Source organism: Clostridium sp. AM49-4BH (genome assembly GCF_003478335.1).
Lineage (GTDB): Bacteria > Bacillota > Clostridia > Lachnospirales > Lachnospiraceae > Butyribacter.
In genome coordinates this window covers 23954-41854 of the sequence record NZ_QUFB01000008.1, presented here as the reverse complement: position 1 = coordinate 41854, position 17901 = coordinate 23954, and the positions used below count along the sequence as shown (strand labels likewise).

8 protein-coding genes, 1 tRNA gene and 2 pseudogenes are annotated in these 17901 nt (G+C 43.4%); all 11 read left to right on the top strand.

The genetic code is table 11. From position 1 onward, the window contains the following. The first annotated feature begins 92 nt into the window (after positions 1–92). The 11 genes and pseudogenes from lexA (at position 93) to alaS (ending at position 17768) form a co-directional block, all read left to right on the top strand. Complete coding sequence (lexA, locus tag DW981_RS03850) at positions 93–710, top strand: transcriptional repressor LexA (RefSeq protein WP_118506852.1); 618 nt, start codon at positions 93–95, stop codon at positions 708–710. A gap of 80 nt (positions 711–790) precedes the next feature. Next, positions 791–1765, top strand: coding sequence for a DNA polymerase III subunit delta (gene holA, locus DW981_RS03845; protein WP_118506835.1), 975 nt, complete (start codon positions 791–793; stop codon positions 1763–1765). Between the two features lie 142 nt (positions 1766–1907). Continuing rightward, positions 1908–1994 (top strand) — tRNA-Ser (locus tag DW981_RS03840). A 159-nt stretch (positions 1995–2153) separates the two neighbouring features. Next, entirely contained in the window at positions 2154–2300 is a 147-nt protein-coding gene (locus DW981_RS15010; RefSeq protein ID WP_182434120.1) for a hypothetical protein, read from the top strand. 139 nt (positions 2301–2439) lie between these two features. After that, a pseudogene (gltB, locus tag DW981_RS03835) lies at positions 2440–6979 on the top strand (glutamate synthase large subunit). Positions 6980–7012: 33 nt separating this feature from the next. Next, entirely contained in the window at positions 7013–8494 is a 1482-nt protein-coding gene (locus tag DW981_RS03830; protein ID WP_022025784.1) for a glutamate synthase subunit beta, read from the top strand. Between the two features lie 276 nt (positions 8495–8770). Next, complete coding sequence (locus tag DW981_RS03825) at positions 8771–10081, top strand: glutamine synthetase family protein (protein WP_022025783.1); 1311 nt, start codon at positions 8771–8773, stop codon at positions 10079–10081. Between the two features lie 36 nt (positions 10082–10117). Beyond that, positions 10118–10678, top strand: a complete 561-nt coding sequence (locus DW981_RS03820; protein ID WP_022025782.1) for an ANTAR domain-containing protein — start codon at positions 10118–10120, stop codon at positions 10676–10678. Next, positions 10678–11774: pseudogene (locus DW981_RS03815) on the top strand (carbamoyl phosphate synthase small subunit). Before DW981_RS03820 ends, DW981_RS03815 begins: the two are co-directional and overlap by 1 nt. Before the next feature lie 42 nt (positions 11775–11816). Continuing rightward, positions 11817–15032: a carbamoyl-phosphate synthase large subunit gene (gene carB / locus DW981_RS03810; protein WP_022025780.1), complete on the top strand. Its 3216-nt coding sequence runs from the start codon at positions 11817–11819 to the stop codon at positions 15030–15032. Between the two features lie 66 nt (positions 15033–15098). Beyond that, positions 15099–17768, top strand: a complete 2670-nt coding sequence (gene alaS / locus DW981_RS03805) for an alanine--tRNA ligase (RefSeq protein ID WP_118506834.1) — start codon at positions 15099–15101, stop codon at positions 17766–17768. Positions 17769–17901 lie beyond the last annotated feature (133 nt).

Below are 17901 nucleotides of genomic sequence, written 5' to 3'. Positions count from 1 at the left end.
ATTGTTTGTTAGATGAGCAGATGCATTGTATTATGCAGGACATGCGCAGTAGATTATTTGATAGAACGAATACAGGAATTGGAGGCATATTTATGGCTAAAGGTAAAATATCTGCAAAGCAGGAAGAAATATTAGAGTATATTAAAGCACAGACATTACAGCGCGGATATCCGCCGGCTGTACGTGAAATCTGTGATGCGGTACATTTGAAATCAACTTCTTCCGTACACTCTCATCTTGAGACGCTGGAGAAGAATGGTTATATTCGTCGTGATCCAACGAAACCTCGTGCGATTGAGATCATTGATGATGAATTTAATCTGGCACGACGTGAGATCGTAAATGTTCCGGTGATTGGAGAGATTGCAGCAGGAGAACCTATTTTTGCAGAGCAGAATATCGAGGGATATTTTCCGTTACTTCCAGAGGATGTACCGACAGGAGAATCATTCATGTTGAAAGTGCGTGGAGAGAGTATGATCAATGTCGGAATCTATGATGGTGACAAGATATTGGTAAAGAAGCAGAACACTGCGAGAAATGGTGAGATTGTGGTTGCTTTAGTGGATGACTCTGCTACGATCAAGACTTTTTATAAAGAGGATGGGCATTATCGTTTGCAGCCTGAAAACGATACAATGGATCCGATCATTGTCGATCGGGTTGAGATTTTAGGTAAGCTTGCCGGATTATATAGAACATATCGTTAGCAGCAGATATGACACCAAGAAATTTCTTTACCGGAGCTCTATACTCTATAAATAAGTAGGAGAGAAAGGCGGACAGTAAGTTGCAAAAACTAAAGGCGGATATTAAGAATAGACAGTTTAAGAACTGCTATCTGTTTTATGGAGAGGAAGATTATCTCAAACGTCTTTATAGAGACAGCTTAAAGGCTGCTGTTTTAAATGGCGGAGATGATATGAACTGCACGCGGTTCCAAGGTAAAGAAACAGATGTGGTGCAGATCAAAGATCTTGCTGATACACTGCCCTTTTTTAGTGATTATCGATTGATCATTGTGGAAAATTCCGGTCTGTTTAAGTCGGCAAATGATCTTGCAGATTATCTGCCAAATATGCCGGACTCTACAATCTTACTTTTTGTGGAGAGTGAGATTGATAAACGTAACCGCCTGTATAAGTATGTCAACAAATGCGGATATGCGGTTGAAATGAAGCCGATGAACGATCGGGAGATCAAGCTGTGGACTGTAGGGATCCTCAAGCAGGCAGGAAAGCAGATGAGGGAGAATACAGCAGAGTATTTTTTGGGATTGATCGATAATGATATGTATCATGTGAAAAATGAACTGGATAAATTGATCGGTTTTGTCGGCGATCGCGAGGAGATCACGAAAGAGGATGTCGATGAAATTGCGTGTGTACAAGTGAATGGACAGATTTTTCAGATGATGGATGCAGTCGCTTCCGGTGATCAGAAGCGGGCGATGAAATTGTATCGGGATCTCTTGGAACTTCGAGAGAGTGCAATGTCCATTTTGTACTTGTTATCGAGACACTTTAATATATTACTGCAGATAAATGATTTAGGGAGTGGAGTCCCAAAGGGAGAAATTGCACGAAAAGTTGGAATTCCGCCCTTTTCTGTGGGGAGATACCAAAGTCAGAGTCGTCATTTTTCGACAGCGAAGCTTAAGGAAATGCTGGAACAGTGTGTAGAGACTGAATATCTGTTTAAGCGTGGACGGATTGAGGATCAAATAGGTGTAGAATTATTGTTAGTACAATTTACGAAGCAGTAATTTTGACAGATGAAAATACTTATGATATAATACTAGAAGTGTGCTCATTTTACGAGCTTCTTTGAAACTTCATTATATGCAGTGAATCGTGTACAATGATTCAGGATAATGAGTCTTACTGAGCTTTAAGGGCTATATATATGGAGAGTTGTCCGAGAGGTCGAAGGTGCATCACTCGAAATGATGTGTCGGTGAGAACTGACCGAGGGTTCGAATCCCTCACTCTCCGTTTCATGTTATGAAATTTTATAGATCGGTGTTACGCTTTAAGAGTGTAACATCGATCTTTTGCATTATGGGATTAAGGCGTCAAAGGTCCTTGATCATCATAAAACAATGCTTTGTTTTCTTATTGAAATAAATTGATCAATTGAAATGGAGGAACTTTATGAATGGACACAAAAGAAAAATAAGTAAAACGATTATTTGCTTTAGAAAACAAATAAAACATATAAATTCACAAAATAATATTGCTTTTTTGAGAAAAAAACCGTATAATATCAACAAGTTGATGAACAAAGGGGTTCAGCAATGAGAGAATTCATGGGCTTTTCCTGAAGTGGAAAGAGCTTGCGTGTGGTCTCTGTTGCTGGACTCCTTTTTTGTTGGATAGGAGGAATAACATGGCTAAGGAAAAAGCGAGAAACAATGCGCAATCTGAAATTGCAAAGGCAATGCAGGTGGTCGATCATGAAAAAAGAGGACTTTATGATCCTCGTTTTGAACATGATAACTGTGGTATCGGTGCAATCGTCAATATTAAAGGTAATAAGACGCATGATACCGTTTCGGGAGCATTGGACATTGTAGAGAAACTGGAACATCGTGCCGGCAAAGATGCAGAAGGAAAAACCGGTGATGGTGTTGGTATTTTATTACAGATCTCCCACAATTTCTTTAAGAAAGCGGTTGCTCCATTAGGAATTGAGCTTGGAGAAGAGCGGGATTATGGTATTGGTATGTTTTTCTTCCCACAGGATGAATTGAAGAAAAATCAGGCAAAGAAGATGTTTGAGGTCATCGTCGAAAAAGAGGGACTGGAATTTTTAGGATGGCGTGAAGTTCCGGTATCGCCAAAGGTGTTAGGACATAAGGCGTTAGAGTGCATGCCATGCATCATGCAGGCATTTGTAAAGCGTCCGGAAGATGTGGAACGAGGCTTAGACTTTGATAGAATGTTATATGTAGCGAGACGTGTATTCGAACAGAGTAACGATGATACCTATGTCGTATCGTTTTCCAGTAGAACGATCGTATATAAAGGAATGTTTTTGGTGGGACAGCTTCGTTTGTTTTTTGAAGATCTGCAAAGCCCGGAATATCAATCTGCGATTGCAATTGTTCATTCCCGTTTTAGTACGAACACAAACCCAAGTTGGATGAGAGCACATCCGAATCGTTTTATCGTTCATAATGGTGAGATTAACACGATTGTCGGTAATGCTGATAAAATGTTAGCGCGTGAAGAGACAATGGAAAGTCATTATCTCGCTAATGAGTTTAGCAAGGTGCTTCCGGTCGTTAATCCGAACGGATCTGATTCCGCCAGACTTGATAACACATTGGAGTTTTTGGTAATGAGTGGTATGGAACTTCCACTTGCTGTCATGATCACAATACCGGAACCATGGGAAAATGATATGAGTGTAAGTCAGAAAAAGAGAGACTTTTATCAGTACTATGCAACGATGATGGAGCCATGGGATGGACCGGCTTCTATCTTGTTTTCCGATGGTGATTATATGGGTGCCGTACTCGACAGAAACGGACTCCGCCCATCTAGATATTACATTACGACAGATGATCAGTTGATCTTATCTTCTGAAGTTGGTGTATTTGAAATTCCACCAGAAAAAATCGTGAAGAAAGACCGCCTTCGTCCGGGACGTATGCTTTTGGTTGATACAGTCAAGGGTGAATTGATTGACGATGATGTATTAAAAGAGCAGTATGCGTCTCGTCAGCCATATGGCGAATGGTTATATAACAATTTGATCACTCTTCAGGAAATCCATATCCCAAATCAAAAAGTAGAGCAGATGAGTGACGAGGAAAGAGTTCGTCTGCAAAAAGCATTCGGATATACTTTTGAGGAATATAAGACATCTATCCTGCCGATGGCACAAAATGGAGCAGAGCCGATCGGAGCGATGGGTACAGATACGCCGTTGCCGATGCTTTCTGATAAACCGCAGCCATTATTTAACTATTTTAAGCAGTTATTTGCACAGGTAACAAATCCGCCGATCGATGCGATCCGTGAGGAGATTGTAACTTCTACGAGTGTTTATATTGGACAGGATGGTAATCTGTTAGAGGAAAAGGCAGAAAACTGCAAAATGCTCAAGATCAAAAATCCAATCCTTACAGATACGGATCTTCTTAAGATCAAGACACTGAATAAAGATGGATTTAAGGTGGAAGAGATTCCGATCACGTATTATAAAAATACATCGTTAAAAAAAGCGTTGGATCGTCTTTGCTTAGAGGCAGACCGTGCGTATAAAGAGGGCGCAAATATTTTGATCCTGACAGATCGTGGTGTAGATGAAAATCACGTTGCGATCCCGTCTCTGCTGGCTACGGCAACGATGCAGCATCACTTGGTAACAACCAAGAAAAGAACAAGCGTTGATATGATACTTGAGACAGCAGAACCAAGAGAAGTGCATCATTTTGCAACTTTATTGGGTTATGGTGCAAGTGCTATTAATCCGTATCTTGCACATAGCACGATCAAGGAATTGATCGACAATGGAATGCTGGACAAAGATTATTATGCAGCAGTAGATGATTACGATGCAGCTGTCTTACATGGCATTGTAAAAATTGCCTCTAAAATGGGTATTTCAACAATTCAATCTTATCAGGGATCAAAGATCTTTGAGGCGATTGGTATTGATCAGGATGTCATTGAAAAATATTTTACGAATACAGTTAGCTGTGTGGGTGGAATTACTTTGGAAGATATCCAAAATCAGGTAGATGAACTTCATTCTTCCGCATTTGATCCGTTAGGACTTCGCGTAGACTTGAATTTGGAGAGCAGAGGACAGCATAAGGCAAGAGGCGGTAAAGAAGCCCATCTTTATAATCCGGAAACAATCCATTTGCTGCAGCAATCAACGTGGACAGGAAGTTATGATCTGTTTAAGCAGTATACCAAGACTGTTGATGAAAAAGAAAACAAGATGACCCTGCGCAGTATGCTTGACTTCAAGTTCCCGAAGAAAGGCATTCCAATCGATGAAGTTGAGAGTGTGGACGAGATTGTGAAGCGTTTTAAGACCGGAGCAATGTCTTATGGATCTATTTCTCAAGAAGCACACGAGACGTTGGCAATCGCTATGAATCGTTTGCATGGTAAGTCCAATAGTGGCGAGGGCGGTGAGAGTCTGGAACGTCTTGAGACAGCCGGTGCCCCGGACAGCAGATGCTCTGCGATCAAGCAGGTGGCATCAGGACGATTTGGTGTCACTTCCCGTTATTTGGTAAGTGCTAAGGAGATTCAGATTAAGATGGCACAGGGCGCTAAGCCGGGTGAAGGTGGTCATTTGCCGGGTGGTAAAGTGTATCCATGGATCGCCAAGACAAGACATTCAACACCTGGTGTCAGCTTGATCTCCCCACCACCGCATCATGATATTTATTCGATCGAAGATCTGGCACAGTTGATCTACGATCTGAAAAACAGTAATAAAGATGCCAGAATTTCTGTTAAACTGGTTTCTGAAGCAGGTGTCGGGACTGTCGCAGCCGGTGTTGCCAAAGCCGGAGCTGCAGTTATCTTGATCTCAGGATATGATGGAGGTACCGGAGCAGCACCGAGAAGTTCGATTTACAATGCCGGACTTCCTTGGGAACTGGGACTTGCAGAGACTCACCAGACATTGATCATGAATGGCCTTCGATCCCGTGTTATGATCGAGACAGATGGTAAATTAATGACCGGTCGTGATGTTCTCGTGGCAGCATTGCTCGGCGCAGAGGAGTATGGTTTTGCAACAGCTCCGTTAGTTACTATGGGTTGTGTCATGATGCGTGTCTGCAATCTTGATACTTGTCCTGTAGGTGTTGCAACACAGAATCCGGAACTTCGTAAGCGTTTTATGGGCAAACCGGAATACGTTGAGACTTTATGCGTTTTATTGCGCAGGAACTTCGCGATATATGGCAGCACTTGGAATTCGCAAGGTCAATGATCTGATCGGACGTACTGATCTGCTGAAGATCAAGGATGGTGAAGAAGAGAAGGCAAAACACATTGATCTTAGTGCGATACTGGATGCAAGTTTTGCGGGTGAGCGCAAAGAAAATAAATTTAATCCAAAAAATAAATTTGATTTCGAACTTGAGAAGACAATGGACGAAAAGGTGTTCCTTCCTAAGTTGAAAACAGCATTGGAGACTGGTGAAAAAGCTAAGATTTCCGTGAATGTTACGAACTTAAACCGCTCCCTGGGAACGATTCTCGGCTCTGAGATCACCAAGAGGTTCCATGAAGGATTGGAAGCAGATACGATCACTGTAGAATGCCATGGCAGCGGTGGACAGAGTTTTGGAGCATTTATTCCAAAAGGACTTAAATTGGAGTTGATTGGTGATTCCAACGATTATATGGGAAAAGGATTATCCGGTGGAACAATCGTTGTCTATCCTGAGAAAGGATCTAATTTTAAGGCAGAGGATAATATCATTATCGGTAACGTTGCACTGTATGGGGCAACCAGCGGTAAAGCATTTATTAATGGTATCGCCGGAGAACGTTTTTGTGTCAGAAATTCTGGTGCAACGGCTGTTGTAGAGGGTGTCGGTGATCACGGATGTGAGTACATGACCGGTGGACGTGTCGTCGTACTGGGACCGACGGGCAAGAACTTTGCAGCCGGAATGAGCGGCGGTGTTGCTTATGTTTTGGATGAAAACAGTGACCTTTATCTGAAGTTAAACAAGGAACTGGTATCCAGCGAACCGGTAACGGATAAATATGATGTCTTAGATCTGAAAGCAATGATCGAAGAACATGTTGCTGCAACAGGTTCCGAAAAGGGACAGATGGTGTTAGATCACTTTAGCGAGTATCTTCCGAAATTTAAGAAGATTATCTCTTATGACTATAGTAGAATGTTGCAATTGATCGCTCAGATGGAAGAGAGAGGTTTAAGCTATGAGCAGGCACAGATCGAAGCATTCTACGCACACAAGAACCGGTAAACAGGCATAAGTTAAAAGATGGAGGAAAAAGCGATGGGAAAACCTACGGGATTTATGGAATATGAACGAAAAGACAATGCGGCAATAGAACCGCTAGAGCGCATCAAAAACTTTAATGAATTTCATGCACCAATGCGTGAAAAAGACCGTAAAGAGCAGGCAGCACGTTGTATGAACTGTGGAGTGCCGTTTTGCCAGTCGGGCATGATGATCGGTGGAATGGCCTCCGGATGCCCTCTGAATAATCTGGTTCCGGAGTGGAATGATCTGATCTACCGTGGCAACTATGAGAAAGCTCTTCAAATGCTGCGTCAGACGAATAACTTTCCGGAATTTACATCAAGAGTGTGTCCTGCCTTATGTGAAGCAGCTTGTACCTGCGGTTTGCATGATACACCGGTCACTTGCAAGGCGAACGAAAATTATATTGTGGAGTATGGATATCGACATGGCTTGATGGAAGCAAATCCACCAAAGGTACGTACCGGAAAGAAGATTGCGATCGTTGGATCAGGCCCTTCCGGACTTGCGGCAGCAGATCAGTTAAACAAACGTGGTCACAGTGTTACGGTTTATGAGAGAAACGATCATATCGGAGGCTTACTGATGTACGGCATTCCAAATATGAAATTGGAAAAATGGGTGATCGACCGTAAGCAGAAAGTCATGGAGAAGGAAGGTATCAGATTTGTTGTCAATGCGAATGTCGGCAAAGATATTAAAGCGTCCGATCTGTTGCAGCAGTATGACAGTGTGATCTTATGCTGCGGTGCATCCAATCCGAGAGATATTAAGGCTCCGGGGCGTGAGGCAGATGGCATTTATTTTGCAGTTGACTTTTTGACGCGTTCTACCAAAAACGTATTAACCGGTGAAAAGAAAAACTGGGTCAACACTAAAGGAAAAAATGTCGTAGTGATCGGTGGTGGAGATACCGGTAATGATTGTGTTGGTACGGCGGTACGTCAGGGTGCAAAGAGTGTCGTACAGATTGAGATGATGCCAAAACTTCCGGATCAGAGAGCACAGAATAACCCATGGCCGGAGTGGCCAAGAGTCTGCAAGACAGATTATGGTCAGGAAGAGGCAATCGCTGTATATGGACAGGATCCACGTATTTATCAGGCAACTGTCAAGGAATTTATAGCCGATAAAAACGGCAAGCTTAAGAAAGTTAAGCTTGTCAAACTGGAGCCGAAAAAGGATCCTAAGACCGGACGAATGAATATGACAGAGATCGCCGGCAGTGAGTTTGAGATCCCGGCAGACTACGTGTTGATCGCAGCCGGTTTCTTGGGAACACAGGATTATATCGCAAAAGCGTTTGGCGTAAAACTAAATGCCCGCACTAATGTAGAGACGGAACCGGGCAGCTACAAGACAAATGTAGATAAAGTATATACGGCCGGTGATATGCACCGTGGACAGTCATTAGTCGTATGGGGTATTAACGAGGGACGTCATGTCGCCAAAGAGGTAGATAAGGCGCTCATGGGCTATACCAATCTGGAATAGTTCGAAAGAAGTCTGCAAAGCATTTCCTTGCTTTAATAAGATTATGTGGACTTTAGTCCCTTGATCTTTTATAACAAAATCCAACAAGAAGGGCGTCGCACTTTCAAAAAGTGTTGACGCTCTTCTCATTTATAGGTATAATAGGATGAATGTGTAAATTGGTATAATAGGGTCAAAAAATATACGGTTTTATATCAGTTCTATAACAGAAGAAACGTATGGAAAGACATAGTTAGCATGATGAGCCCCTTACACAGGCGCAGAATGGAGGACATGATGGCAAAGTATACCAGACAGGATATACTGGATTTGATTGAAGAAGAAGATGTTAAGTTTATACGACTTCAGTTTACCGATATTGCCGGTAATCTGAAAAATATGGCAACAACAGTTGATCAGATCGACAAGATCCTAGGCGGTCGGTGTCGATTTAACTGTGCAGCGGTAGACGGATTCCGTGGTGTTGGCTATGAAGAACTGTTTTTGGTTCCGGATTTGGATACGTTTGTAACTTTTCCGTGGAGACCACAGAACGGCAAAGTGGCACGTTTTATTTGTGACATTGTTAAGCCGGATGGTACTCCGTTTAAGGGAAGCAGCCGTTATATTCTAAAAAAGGTCATCGCAGAGGCAGAGCAGATGGGATATACACTTGATGTAGGTATCAAGCATGAATTCTTCCTGTTCGATCTGGATGAAAATGGAGAGCCGACCAATCAGTCATCCGAACGGGGCGGCTATTTTGATATTGGGCCTTCTGATGGCGGTGAGAATACAAGACGTGACATGGTATTGTATTTGGCAGACATGGGCATTGAAGTGGAAAGCTCCTATCATTCGGATGAGGCGGCGCAACATGCTTTGGAGATGGCACACGATAATGCACTGACAGTAGCGGATAATATCATGACGACTCGTCTGGTAGTACGAACTGTCGCAAAACGACACGGTGTACATGCAACGTTCATGCCGAAGCCTCGTAAGCATGTCAAAGGTTCTGGTGCACATTTTACGTTTTCATTGAGCAAAAATGGCAAGAACATCTTTTGCAGCGACAGTGATGAACATGGCATTAGCGCGGATGGGTATCAGTTTATGGCGGGAATGCTTCGTCATATGAAGGGGATGAGTTTGATCACAAATCCAATCGTGAACTCCTATAAGCGCTTGATACCGGGATATTTAGCACCGGTTGCGGTTGGCTGGTCGTTTACCAATGATAGTCCACTGATTCGTTTAACGTCGATTGGTGGAGACGGGGCGCGTATCGTGTTGCGCAGTCCGGATGGGGCTTCTAATCCATATCTCGTGATTGCAGCCTGCCTGGCAGCAGGATTGCAAGGGATCCGAGAGGGCTTGGTTCCACCGCGGTCAATGGAGGAAAGTGAAGGAGAGAACAATCCACAGGGCAATCTTCCGCGAACCCTGCATGAAGCTGTTAAACAGTTTGAACAGGATGAGCTGTTAAGTAGTGTGTTAGAAAGCCACATTAAGAATCACATGATCCACACCAAAGAGGCAGAGTGGAATGAGTACTGCAAGCAGGTAACACTTTGGGAAAGAGAGAAATATCTGGGAACGATATAAACATTCTTAAAGCGCGATAGGAGGTTTGCTGACAGCATGGCAGATATTATTATCGCTTTTCCAAAGATTGAAGATGCTAAAAATCTTCGGCGGATTTTGAATAAAAATGGTCATGATGTCACCCTTGTGTGTGACAGTGGTGCACAGATTGTAAGTGCTGCAAATTCGCTTGATGGCGGAATTGTTATTTGTGGTTATCGCTTCTCGGATATGCACTATTCAGAGATTTACGAATATCTCCCTAAGGGGTTTCAGATGCTATTGCTGGCATCACCGGTAAAACTGGCAGACTGCGATGTGCGCGGTCTGATGGCACTACCGATGCCCTTTAAGGTACAGGATCTGATGAGCACCTTGGAAATAATGCTATCACAGTATTATCGATGGCGTAAGAAGCAAAAGAAAAAGCCAAAGGCACGCTCTGAGCAGGATCAGAAAAAGATCGTTACGGCAAAAGAGCTGTTAATGGATCGAAACCACATAACAGAAGAGGAAGCACATCACTATATACAAAAAATAAGTATGGACAGTGGTACCAACATGGTTGAGACTGCTGAAATGATACTAGAACTGAACGGAAAGGAATGGGATCTATGATGACAAAAGCGTTTTTGATCTTAGAAGACGGAACTGTCTTTGAAGGTAAAAGTATGGGAGCACAGAAAGAAGTGATCAGTGAAATTGTATTTAATACATCGATGACTGGTTATTTGGAGGTACTGACTGATCCTAGTTATGCAGGGCAGGCAGTAACGATGACTTATCCTTTGATTGGTAATTATGGCGTATGTTATGCAGATATGGAGTCGAAAAAAGGCTGGCCGGATGGTTTTATCGTAAGAGAGTTATCCCGTATGCCAAGCAATTTCCGTTCGGAAGATTCGATACAGCATTTCTTGGAAGAAAATGATATTCCGGGAATTTACGGAATTGATACCCGTGCTTTAACGAAGATCTTGCGTGAAAAGGGAACGATGAATGGAATGATCACCACAAATGAGAATTATGATCTTGAGGAAATTTTACCAAAGCTCAAAGATTATAAAGTGGTTGGTGTAGTAGAAAAAGTATCCTGCAAAGAGAAAGAAACATACAAACCGGGAGATATCGGCTCTGAGGAAGTGCCGGTAGAGCGAAAAGTGGTTGTGATCGATGTTGGAACGAAGAAGAATATTATACGCTGTCTGTTAAATCGTGGATGCGAAGTTACTGTTTATCCACAGAATTTTGCGGCACAGGATGTTATCGCAGAGCAGCCGGACGGCATTATGATCACTAATGGACCGGGAGATCCTTCCGAGTGTACGGCAGTGATCGAGCAGATCCGTGTTTTGGCAGGATCCGGTATTCCGATCTTTGCGATTTGTTTGGGACATCAGTTGATGGCACTTGCACATGATGCTAAAACCTATAAAATGAAATATGGACACCGTGGTGCGAATCATCCGGTAAAGAATCTGGAAACAGGAAAGGTATATATTTCATCACAGAACCATGGATATGTGGTTGATGCAGACTCCATTGACAAGTCGGTGGCAGAGCGTGGTTTATCAATGTCAATGATAAAACCGTAGAGGGTCTTTTATACTTAAATGAACCGATCAAAACGGTACAGTTTCATCCGGAGGCGAATGCGGGCCCAAAGGATTCCGAACTGCTCTTTGATGAGTTTATGAAAATGATGAGTAAATAATAGACACAGTCAATAAAATACAAAAAGAAATGAGGTTTTCGTATGCCAAAGTTAGAAGGAATTAAGCGAGTATTAGTAATAGGTTCCGGTCCGATCATTATCGGACAGGCTGCTGAGTTTGATTATGCCGGAACGCAGGCGTGCCGCTCTTTGAAAGAAGAGGGCATGGAGGTTATTTTAGTAAACTCCAATCCGGCGACGATCATGACGGATAAAGATATTGCAGATAAAGTATATATCGAGCCTCTTACGGTTGAAGTGCTCGAACACATCATTGAGGTTGAGAAGCCGGACAGTCTTTTGCCGAATATGGGTGGGCAGGCCGGACTGAACTTAGGAATGGAATTAGCAGAGTCCGGATTTTTAGAGTCTCATGGCGTGAAACTTCTCGGAACAACAGCGGAGACGATCCGTAATGCAGAGGGACGCCAGGAATTTAAGGATATGATGGAGCGCATCGGTGAGCCTTGTGCACCATCTGAATTGGTGGAAAATATTGAAGACGGTGTTGCGTTTGCTGAAAAGATCGGTTATCCGGTGGTTCTTCGTCCGGCGTACACCTTGGGTGGTTCCGGCGGTGGTATTGCACATAACCGCGAAGAATTGGAGGAGATCTTATCAAATGGACTTCGTCTTTCTCGTGTAGGACAGGTGCTTGTTGAGCGCTGCATCGCCGGTTGGAAAGAGATAGAGTATGAAGTTATGCGTGACAGCAACGGAACCTGTATTACGGTATGTAATATGGAGAACTTAGATCCGGTTGGTGTACATACCGGTGATAGTATCGTTGTTGCGCCATCACAGACGTTGTCGGATAAAGAGTATCAGATGCTTCGTACTTCTGCACTCCGTATTATTGATGAACTTGGTATTACCGGTGGATGTAACGTACAGTTCGCCTTACATCCGACCTCTTTTGAATATATTGTTATCGAGGTAAACCCTCGTGTGAGCCGTTCTTCTGCATTAGCATCAAAGGCAACCGGATATCCGATCGCCAAAGTATCTGCGAAGATCGCGCTGGGATACACATTAGATGAGATCCCGAATGCGGTAACAGGTAAGACGTATGCTAGTTTTGAGCCGGCACTTGATTATGTGGTTGTCAAGATTCCAAGACTTCCTTTTGATAAATTTATTACGGCAAAACGTACATTGACAACACAGATGAAAGCAACCGGTGAGGTTATGAGTATCTGTACCAGCTTTGAGGGTGGCTTGATGAAAGCACTTCGTTCTCTGGCACAGCATGTGGACTGCTTAGAAACCGGTGATTATGATAATATGTCTGATGAGGAAGTATTAGAACAGCTTCATGTAATTGATGACCGCCGCATTTACTTGATCGCAGAGATTCTTCGCCGTGGTATTGCAAGTTATGATCGTATCCACGAGGTCACAATGATCGATGAATGGTTCATTGATAAGATCGCGATCTTAGTGGAAATGGAAAAGAAGATCAAAGCTTGTGGAGGCAAGTTAGATAAAGAACTTCTCAAAGAGGCAAAGCGTATGGAATTCCCGGATAACGTGATCGCACGTTGGACAGGAAAAACAGAAGAGGAGATAAAGAACCTTCGCTATGAGTATGGTATCACCGCAGCGTTTAAGATGGTAGATACCTGCGCAGCAGAATTTGCTTCTGAAACGCCGTATTATTACAGCTGTTTTGATGGCGAAAACGAAGTGGAAGATAACCACGAACGCAAAAAGATCATGGTACTCGGTTCCGGCCCGATCCGAATCGGACAGGGAATTGAGTTTGACTATTGCTCTGTACACAGTGTGTGGGCGTTGTCGCAGGAAGGTTATGAGACGATCATTGTAAATAACAACCCTGAGACGGTAAGTACAGACTTTGATATCGCTGATAAATTGTATTTTGAGCCGTTGACACCAGAGGATGTTGAGAATATCGTTCGTTTGGAAAAACCGGATGGAGCAGTTGTGCAGTTCGGTGGACAGACAGCGATCAACCTGACAGAATCCTTGATGAAAATGGGCGTTAAAATATTAGGAACCAGCGCAAAGAACGTTGATGCTGCGGAGGATAGAGAACTTTTTGATGATATTTTGGAGGAGTGCTGCATTCCTCGTGCAAAGGGTGACACTGTCTTTACAACAGAAGAAGCGCTTAAGGTAGCTAATGAACTTGGATATCCGGTGCTTATCCGTCCTTCCTATGTATTGGGGGGACAGGGCATGCAGATTGCCGTGAATGATAAGGATATTGTAGAATTTATGGCAGTGATCAACCGTTATCATCAGGAGCATCCGATCCTCATTGATAAATATCTGATGGGCAAGGAGATCGAAGTGGATGCGGTATGTGATGGCGAGGATATTTTGATCCCTGGAATCATGGAGCACATTGAGCGTGCAGGTATTCATTCCGGAGATAGTATCTCTGTTTATCCGGCACAGACAATTTCTGAAAAGATTCAGAATGTGCTTGTTGACTATACAAGAAAATTAGCGCGTTCACTGCATGTTATTGGATTGATCAACATTCAGTTTATCGTATATCAGGATGAGGTGTATGTGATCGAAGTAAATCCTCGTTCCAGCCGAACCGTTCCATATATCAGTAAAGTGACGGGTATCCCGATCGTTGATCTGGCCTCTCGTGTGATCCTTGGTGCGAAGATCAGAGATCTTGGTTATGAGCCGGGGCTTGCACCAAAGGCAGCATATTTGGCAATTAAGATGCCGGTATTCTCCTTCGAAAAGCTTCGCGGCGCAGAGATCAGCTTGGGACCGGAAATGAAATCTACCGGTGAGTGTCTGGGTATTGCCAAGACGTTTAATGAGGCGTTGTATAAAGCGTTCTTAGGCGCAGGCGTTGATCTTCCAAAGCATAAAAAGATGATACTCAGCGTAAAGGATGCGGATAAGTTAGAGGCTGTCGATATTGCACGTCGTTTCAAGGCTCTTGGATATGAGATCTTTGCAACGAGAAATACTGCCAGAGTATTAAATGAGCATGGCGTACAGGTTGTGGCTGTAAACCGTATCAATGAAGAGTCACCGACACTGATGGATCTGCTGTTAGAGCATCAGATCGATCTGGTTATCGATACACCAACGCACGGCGATAAGTTAAAGGATGGCTTCCTGATCCGCCGTACAGCAATTGAGACCGGTGTAAATTGTTTAACATCTTTGGATACGGCAGATGCACTGCTTACCAGTTTGGAAAACGAGGAAGATAAGTTATCTATCGTCGATATTGCTACAATTTCAGAAGGTGCGAAATAAGACGTTTGTGCTAAGCGGGTCGTTTTAGAAGAAGTATGAAATCAATATAGAAAAGGGGCGAAAACCATGGAAAAATATGGTGTAAACGAACTTCGTAAAAAGTATTTGAATTTTTTTGAAAGCAAAGGTCATTTGGCAATGAAGAGTTTCTCTTTGGTGCCACATAATGACAACAGCTTGCTGCTGATCAATGCCGGTATGGCTCCTCTGAAGCCATATTTCACCGGACAGGAGATTCCGCCGAGAAGACGCGTGACTACATGTCAGAAATGTGTACGTACCGGCGATATTGAAAATGTCGGAAAGACAGCGAGACATCTCACGTTCTTTGAGATGCTCGGTAACTTCTCCTTTGGAGATTATTTCAAGCACGAAGCACTTGCCTGGTCTTGGGAGTTTTTGACGGAAGTGTTGAAAATGGATCCGGATAGATTATATCCATCAATCTATGGAGAGGATGAGGAAGCTTACGATATCTGGACAAAAGAGATTGGCGTTCCGGGTGAAAAGATCACACGCTTTTATCGTGATGAGAACGGTGAGTGTGATAACTTCTGGGAGCATGGTGCAGGTCCTTGTGGTCCATGTTCTGAGATCTATTATGATCGCGGTGAAAAATACGGCTGTGGAAAGCCGGATTGTAAAGTCGGCTGCGAGTGTGACCGCTTTATGGAGATCTGGAATAATGTATTTACCCAGTTTGATGGGGATGGCAAAGGTGGCTATACCGAATTAGAGAATAAGAATATTGATACCGGTATGGGACTTGAGCGTTTGGCAGTTGTTGTACAGGATGTCGATTCCGTATACGACATTGATACGATGAAAGCAATCCGTGATAAGATCTGTGAGTTGGCCGGTACAACATATCAGAGTGATGAAGCAAAAGACGTTTCCATTCGTTTGATCACAGATCATATTCGCTCCTCTACATTTATGATCTCTGATGGTATCATGCCTAGTAATGAAGGACGCGGCTACGTTCTTCGTCGTTTGATCCGCCGTGCAGTACGTCATGGACGTAAACTTGGAATTGACAAGCAGTTTATGGCAGAACTTGCCCAAACAGTTATTGCAGAGTCTAAGGATGGTTATCCGGAGTTAGAGGATAAAAAAGAGTTTATTTTGCAGGTATTGTCTCAGGAGGAAGGAAAGTTTGACAAAACGATCGATCAGGGACTCACCATTCTGACACAGATGCAGGAAGAGCTGGAAGCGTCCGGAGCCAAAGAACTGAAAGGTGCTGATGCATTTAAATTGTATGATACGTATGGATTCCCGTTGGATCTTACTTTGGAGATCATGCAGGAAAAGGGATATACGGTCGATGAAAAAGGATTTGCGGCTGCCATGCAGGAACAGAAAGAAAAGGCAAGAGGAGCTCGCAAGACAACCAATTATATGGGCGCAGAAGAGACAGTTTATCAGCATATCGACCCAACGATCACCAGTAAATTTGTCGGATATGACCGTTTAACACACGATTCCAAGATTTCTGTTCTGACAACAGAAGAGGAGGTAGTATCTGCGCTTACGGATGGTCAGACAGGAACGATCATTGTAGATGAGACGCCATTTTATGCAACAATGGGTGGTCAGACTGCTGATAAGGGAACGATTACAGAAGGTGATAATGAGTTTGCAGTGAAAGATACGATCCATCTGCAGGGTGGACGTATTGGACATGTTGGCGTTGTTACCAAGGGTATGTTTAAGGTTGGCGATACTGTTACCTTGACTGTGGATGCTGCAAATCGACAGAATACCGGTAAGAATCACAGTGCAACACATTTGCTGCAAAAAGCACTTCGTATAGTGCTTGGAAGCCATGTTGAGCAGGCAGGTTCTTATGTGGATGCAGAGCGTCTTCGCTTTGACTTTACACATTTCTCTGCGATGACAGACGAAGAGATTGCAAAAGTAGAGGCAATCGTTAATGAACAGATTGCCAAAAATCTGCAGGTTGTCACAGAAGAGATGTCTGTCGAGGATGCTAAGAAGACAGGTGCTATGGCGTTGTTTGGTGAAAAATATGGAGACAAAGTTCGTGTAGTACAGATGAAGGCAGACGGAGAGGAAGCTTTCAGTGTGGAGCTTTGTGGTGGTACGCATGTAGCAAATACCGGTGTGATCTCATATTTTAAGATCATTTCGGAAAGCGGTGTTGCGGCAGGTGTGCGCCGTATTGAAGCACTCACCGGTGATGGCTTGATGAAGCATTACGCAATGCAAGAAGAGCTTCTGAAAGAAGTTGCTAAGGCAGCTAAGGCAGAGCCGGCAAAGCTGTTGCAGAAAGTGACATCGTTGCAAGAAGAACTGAAAGCTCTGCAGAGTGAAAACGAGAAACTGAAGGCGAAGTTAGCCAATGATGCAGTGGGAGATGTTGACAGCAAGATCCAAGAAGTTAAAGGTATGAAGGTACTTGCGATGGATGTTCCGGATGTAGATATGAATGGTCTTCGCAATTTGGGTGACCAGATGAAAGAAAAGATTGGAGACGGCGTGGTTGTGCTTGCATCTGCTAATGGCGGTAAAGTAACTCTGCTTGCGATGGCAACAGATGCAGCTATCCAAAAAGGAGCACATGCCGGTAATCTGATCAAGGAGATTGCATCCTTAGTTGGTGGCGGCGGTGGCGGTCGACCAAACATGGCTCAGGCGGGCGGTAAGAACCCTGCTGGAATCCCGGATGCATTGGCCAAAGTCGTTTCTGTTGTCGAAAGTCAGCTTGCGTAGTGGAAGCGTATTTATGGATAATTGCCAAAATTATACAGTGGATTTTGTATAAATCAGTACAAAAATGAATATTTGCCTTGATAAAGACACAAATTCCTATATACTAATAGCGGAGTGGAAAATTTCCACTTCG

Coding starts and splice junctions, on each gene's coding strand:
- DW981_RS15010 (WP_182434120.1), top strand. CDS start 2,154: ATGAATGGACACAAAAGAAAAATAAGTAAAACGATTATTTGCTTTAGA.
- DW981_RS03820 (WP_022025782.1), top strand. CDS start 10,118: ATGGCAGATATTATTATCGCTTTTCCAAAGATTGAAGATGCTAAAAAT.
- DW981_RS03825 (WP_022025783.1), top strand. CDS start 8,771: ATGGCAAAGTATACCAGACAGGATATACTGGATTTGATTGAAGAAGAA.
- DW981_RS03830 (WP_022025784.1), top strand. CDS start 7,013: ATGGGAAAACCTACGGGATTTATGGAATATGAACGAAAAGACAATGCG.
- carB (WP_022025780.1), top strand. CDS start 11,817: ATGCCAAAGTTAGAAGGAATTAAGCGAGTATTAGTAATAGGTTCCGGT.
- lexA (WP_118506852.1), top strand. CDS start 93: ATGGCTAAAGGTAAAATATCTGCAAAGCAGGAAGAAATATTAGAGTAT.
- alaS (WP_118506834.1), top strand. CDS start 15,099: ATGGAAAAATATGGTGTAAACGAACTTCGTAAAAAGTATTTGAATTTT.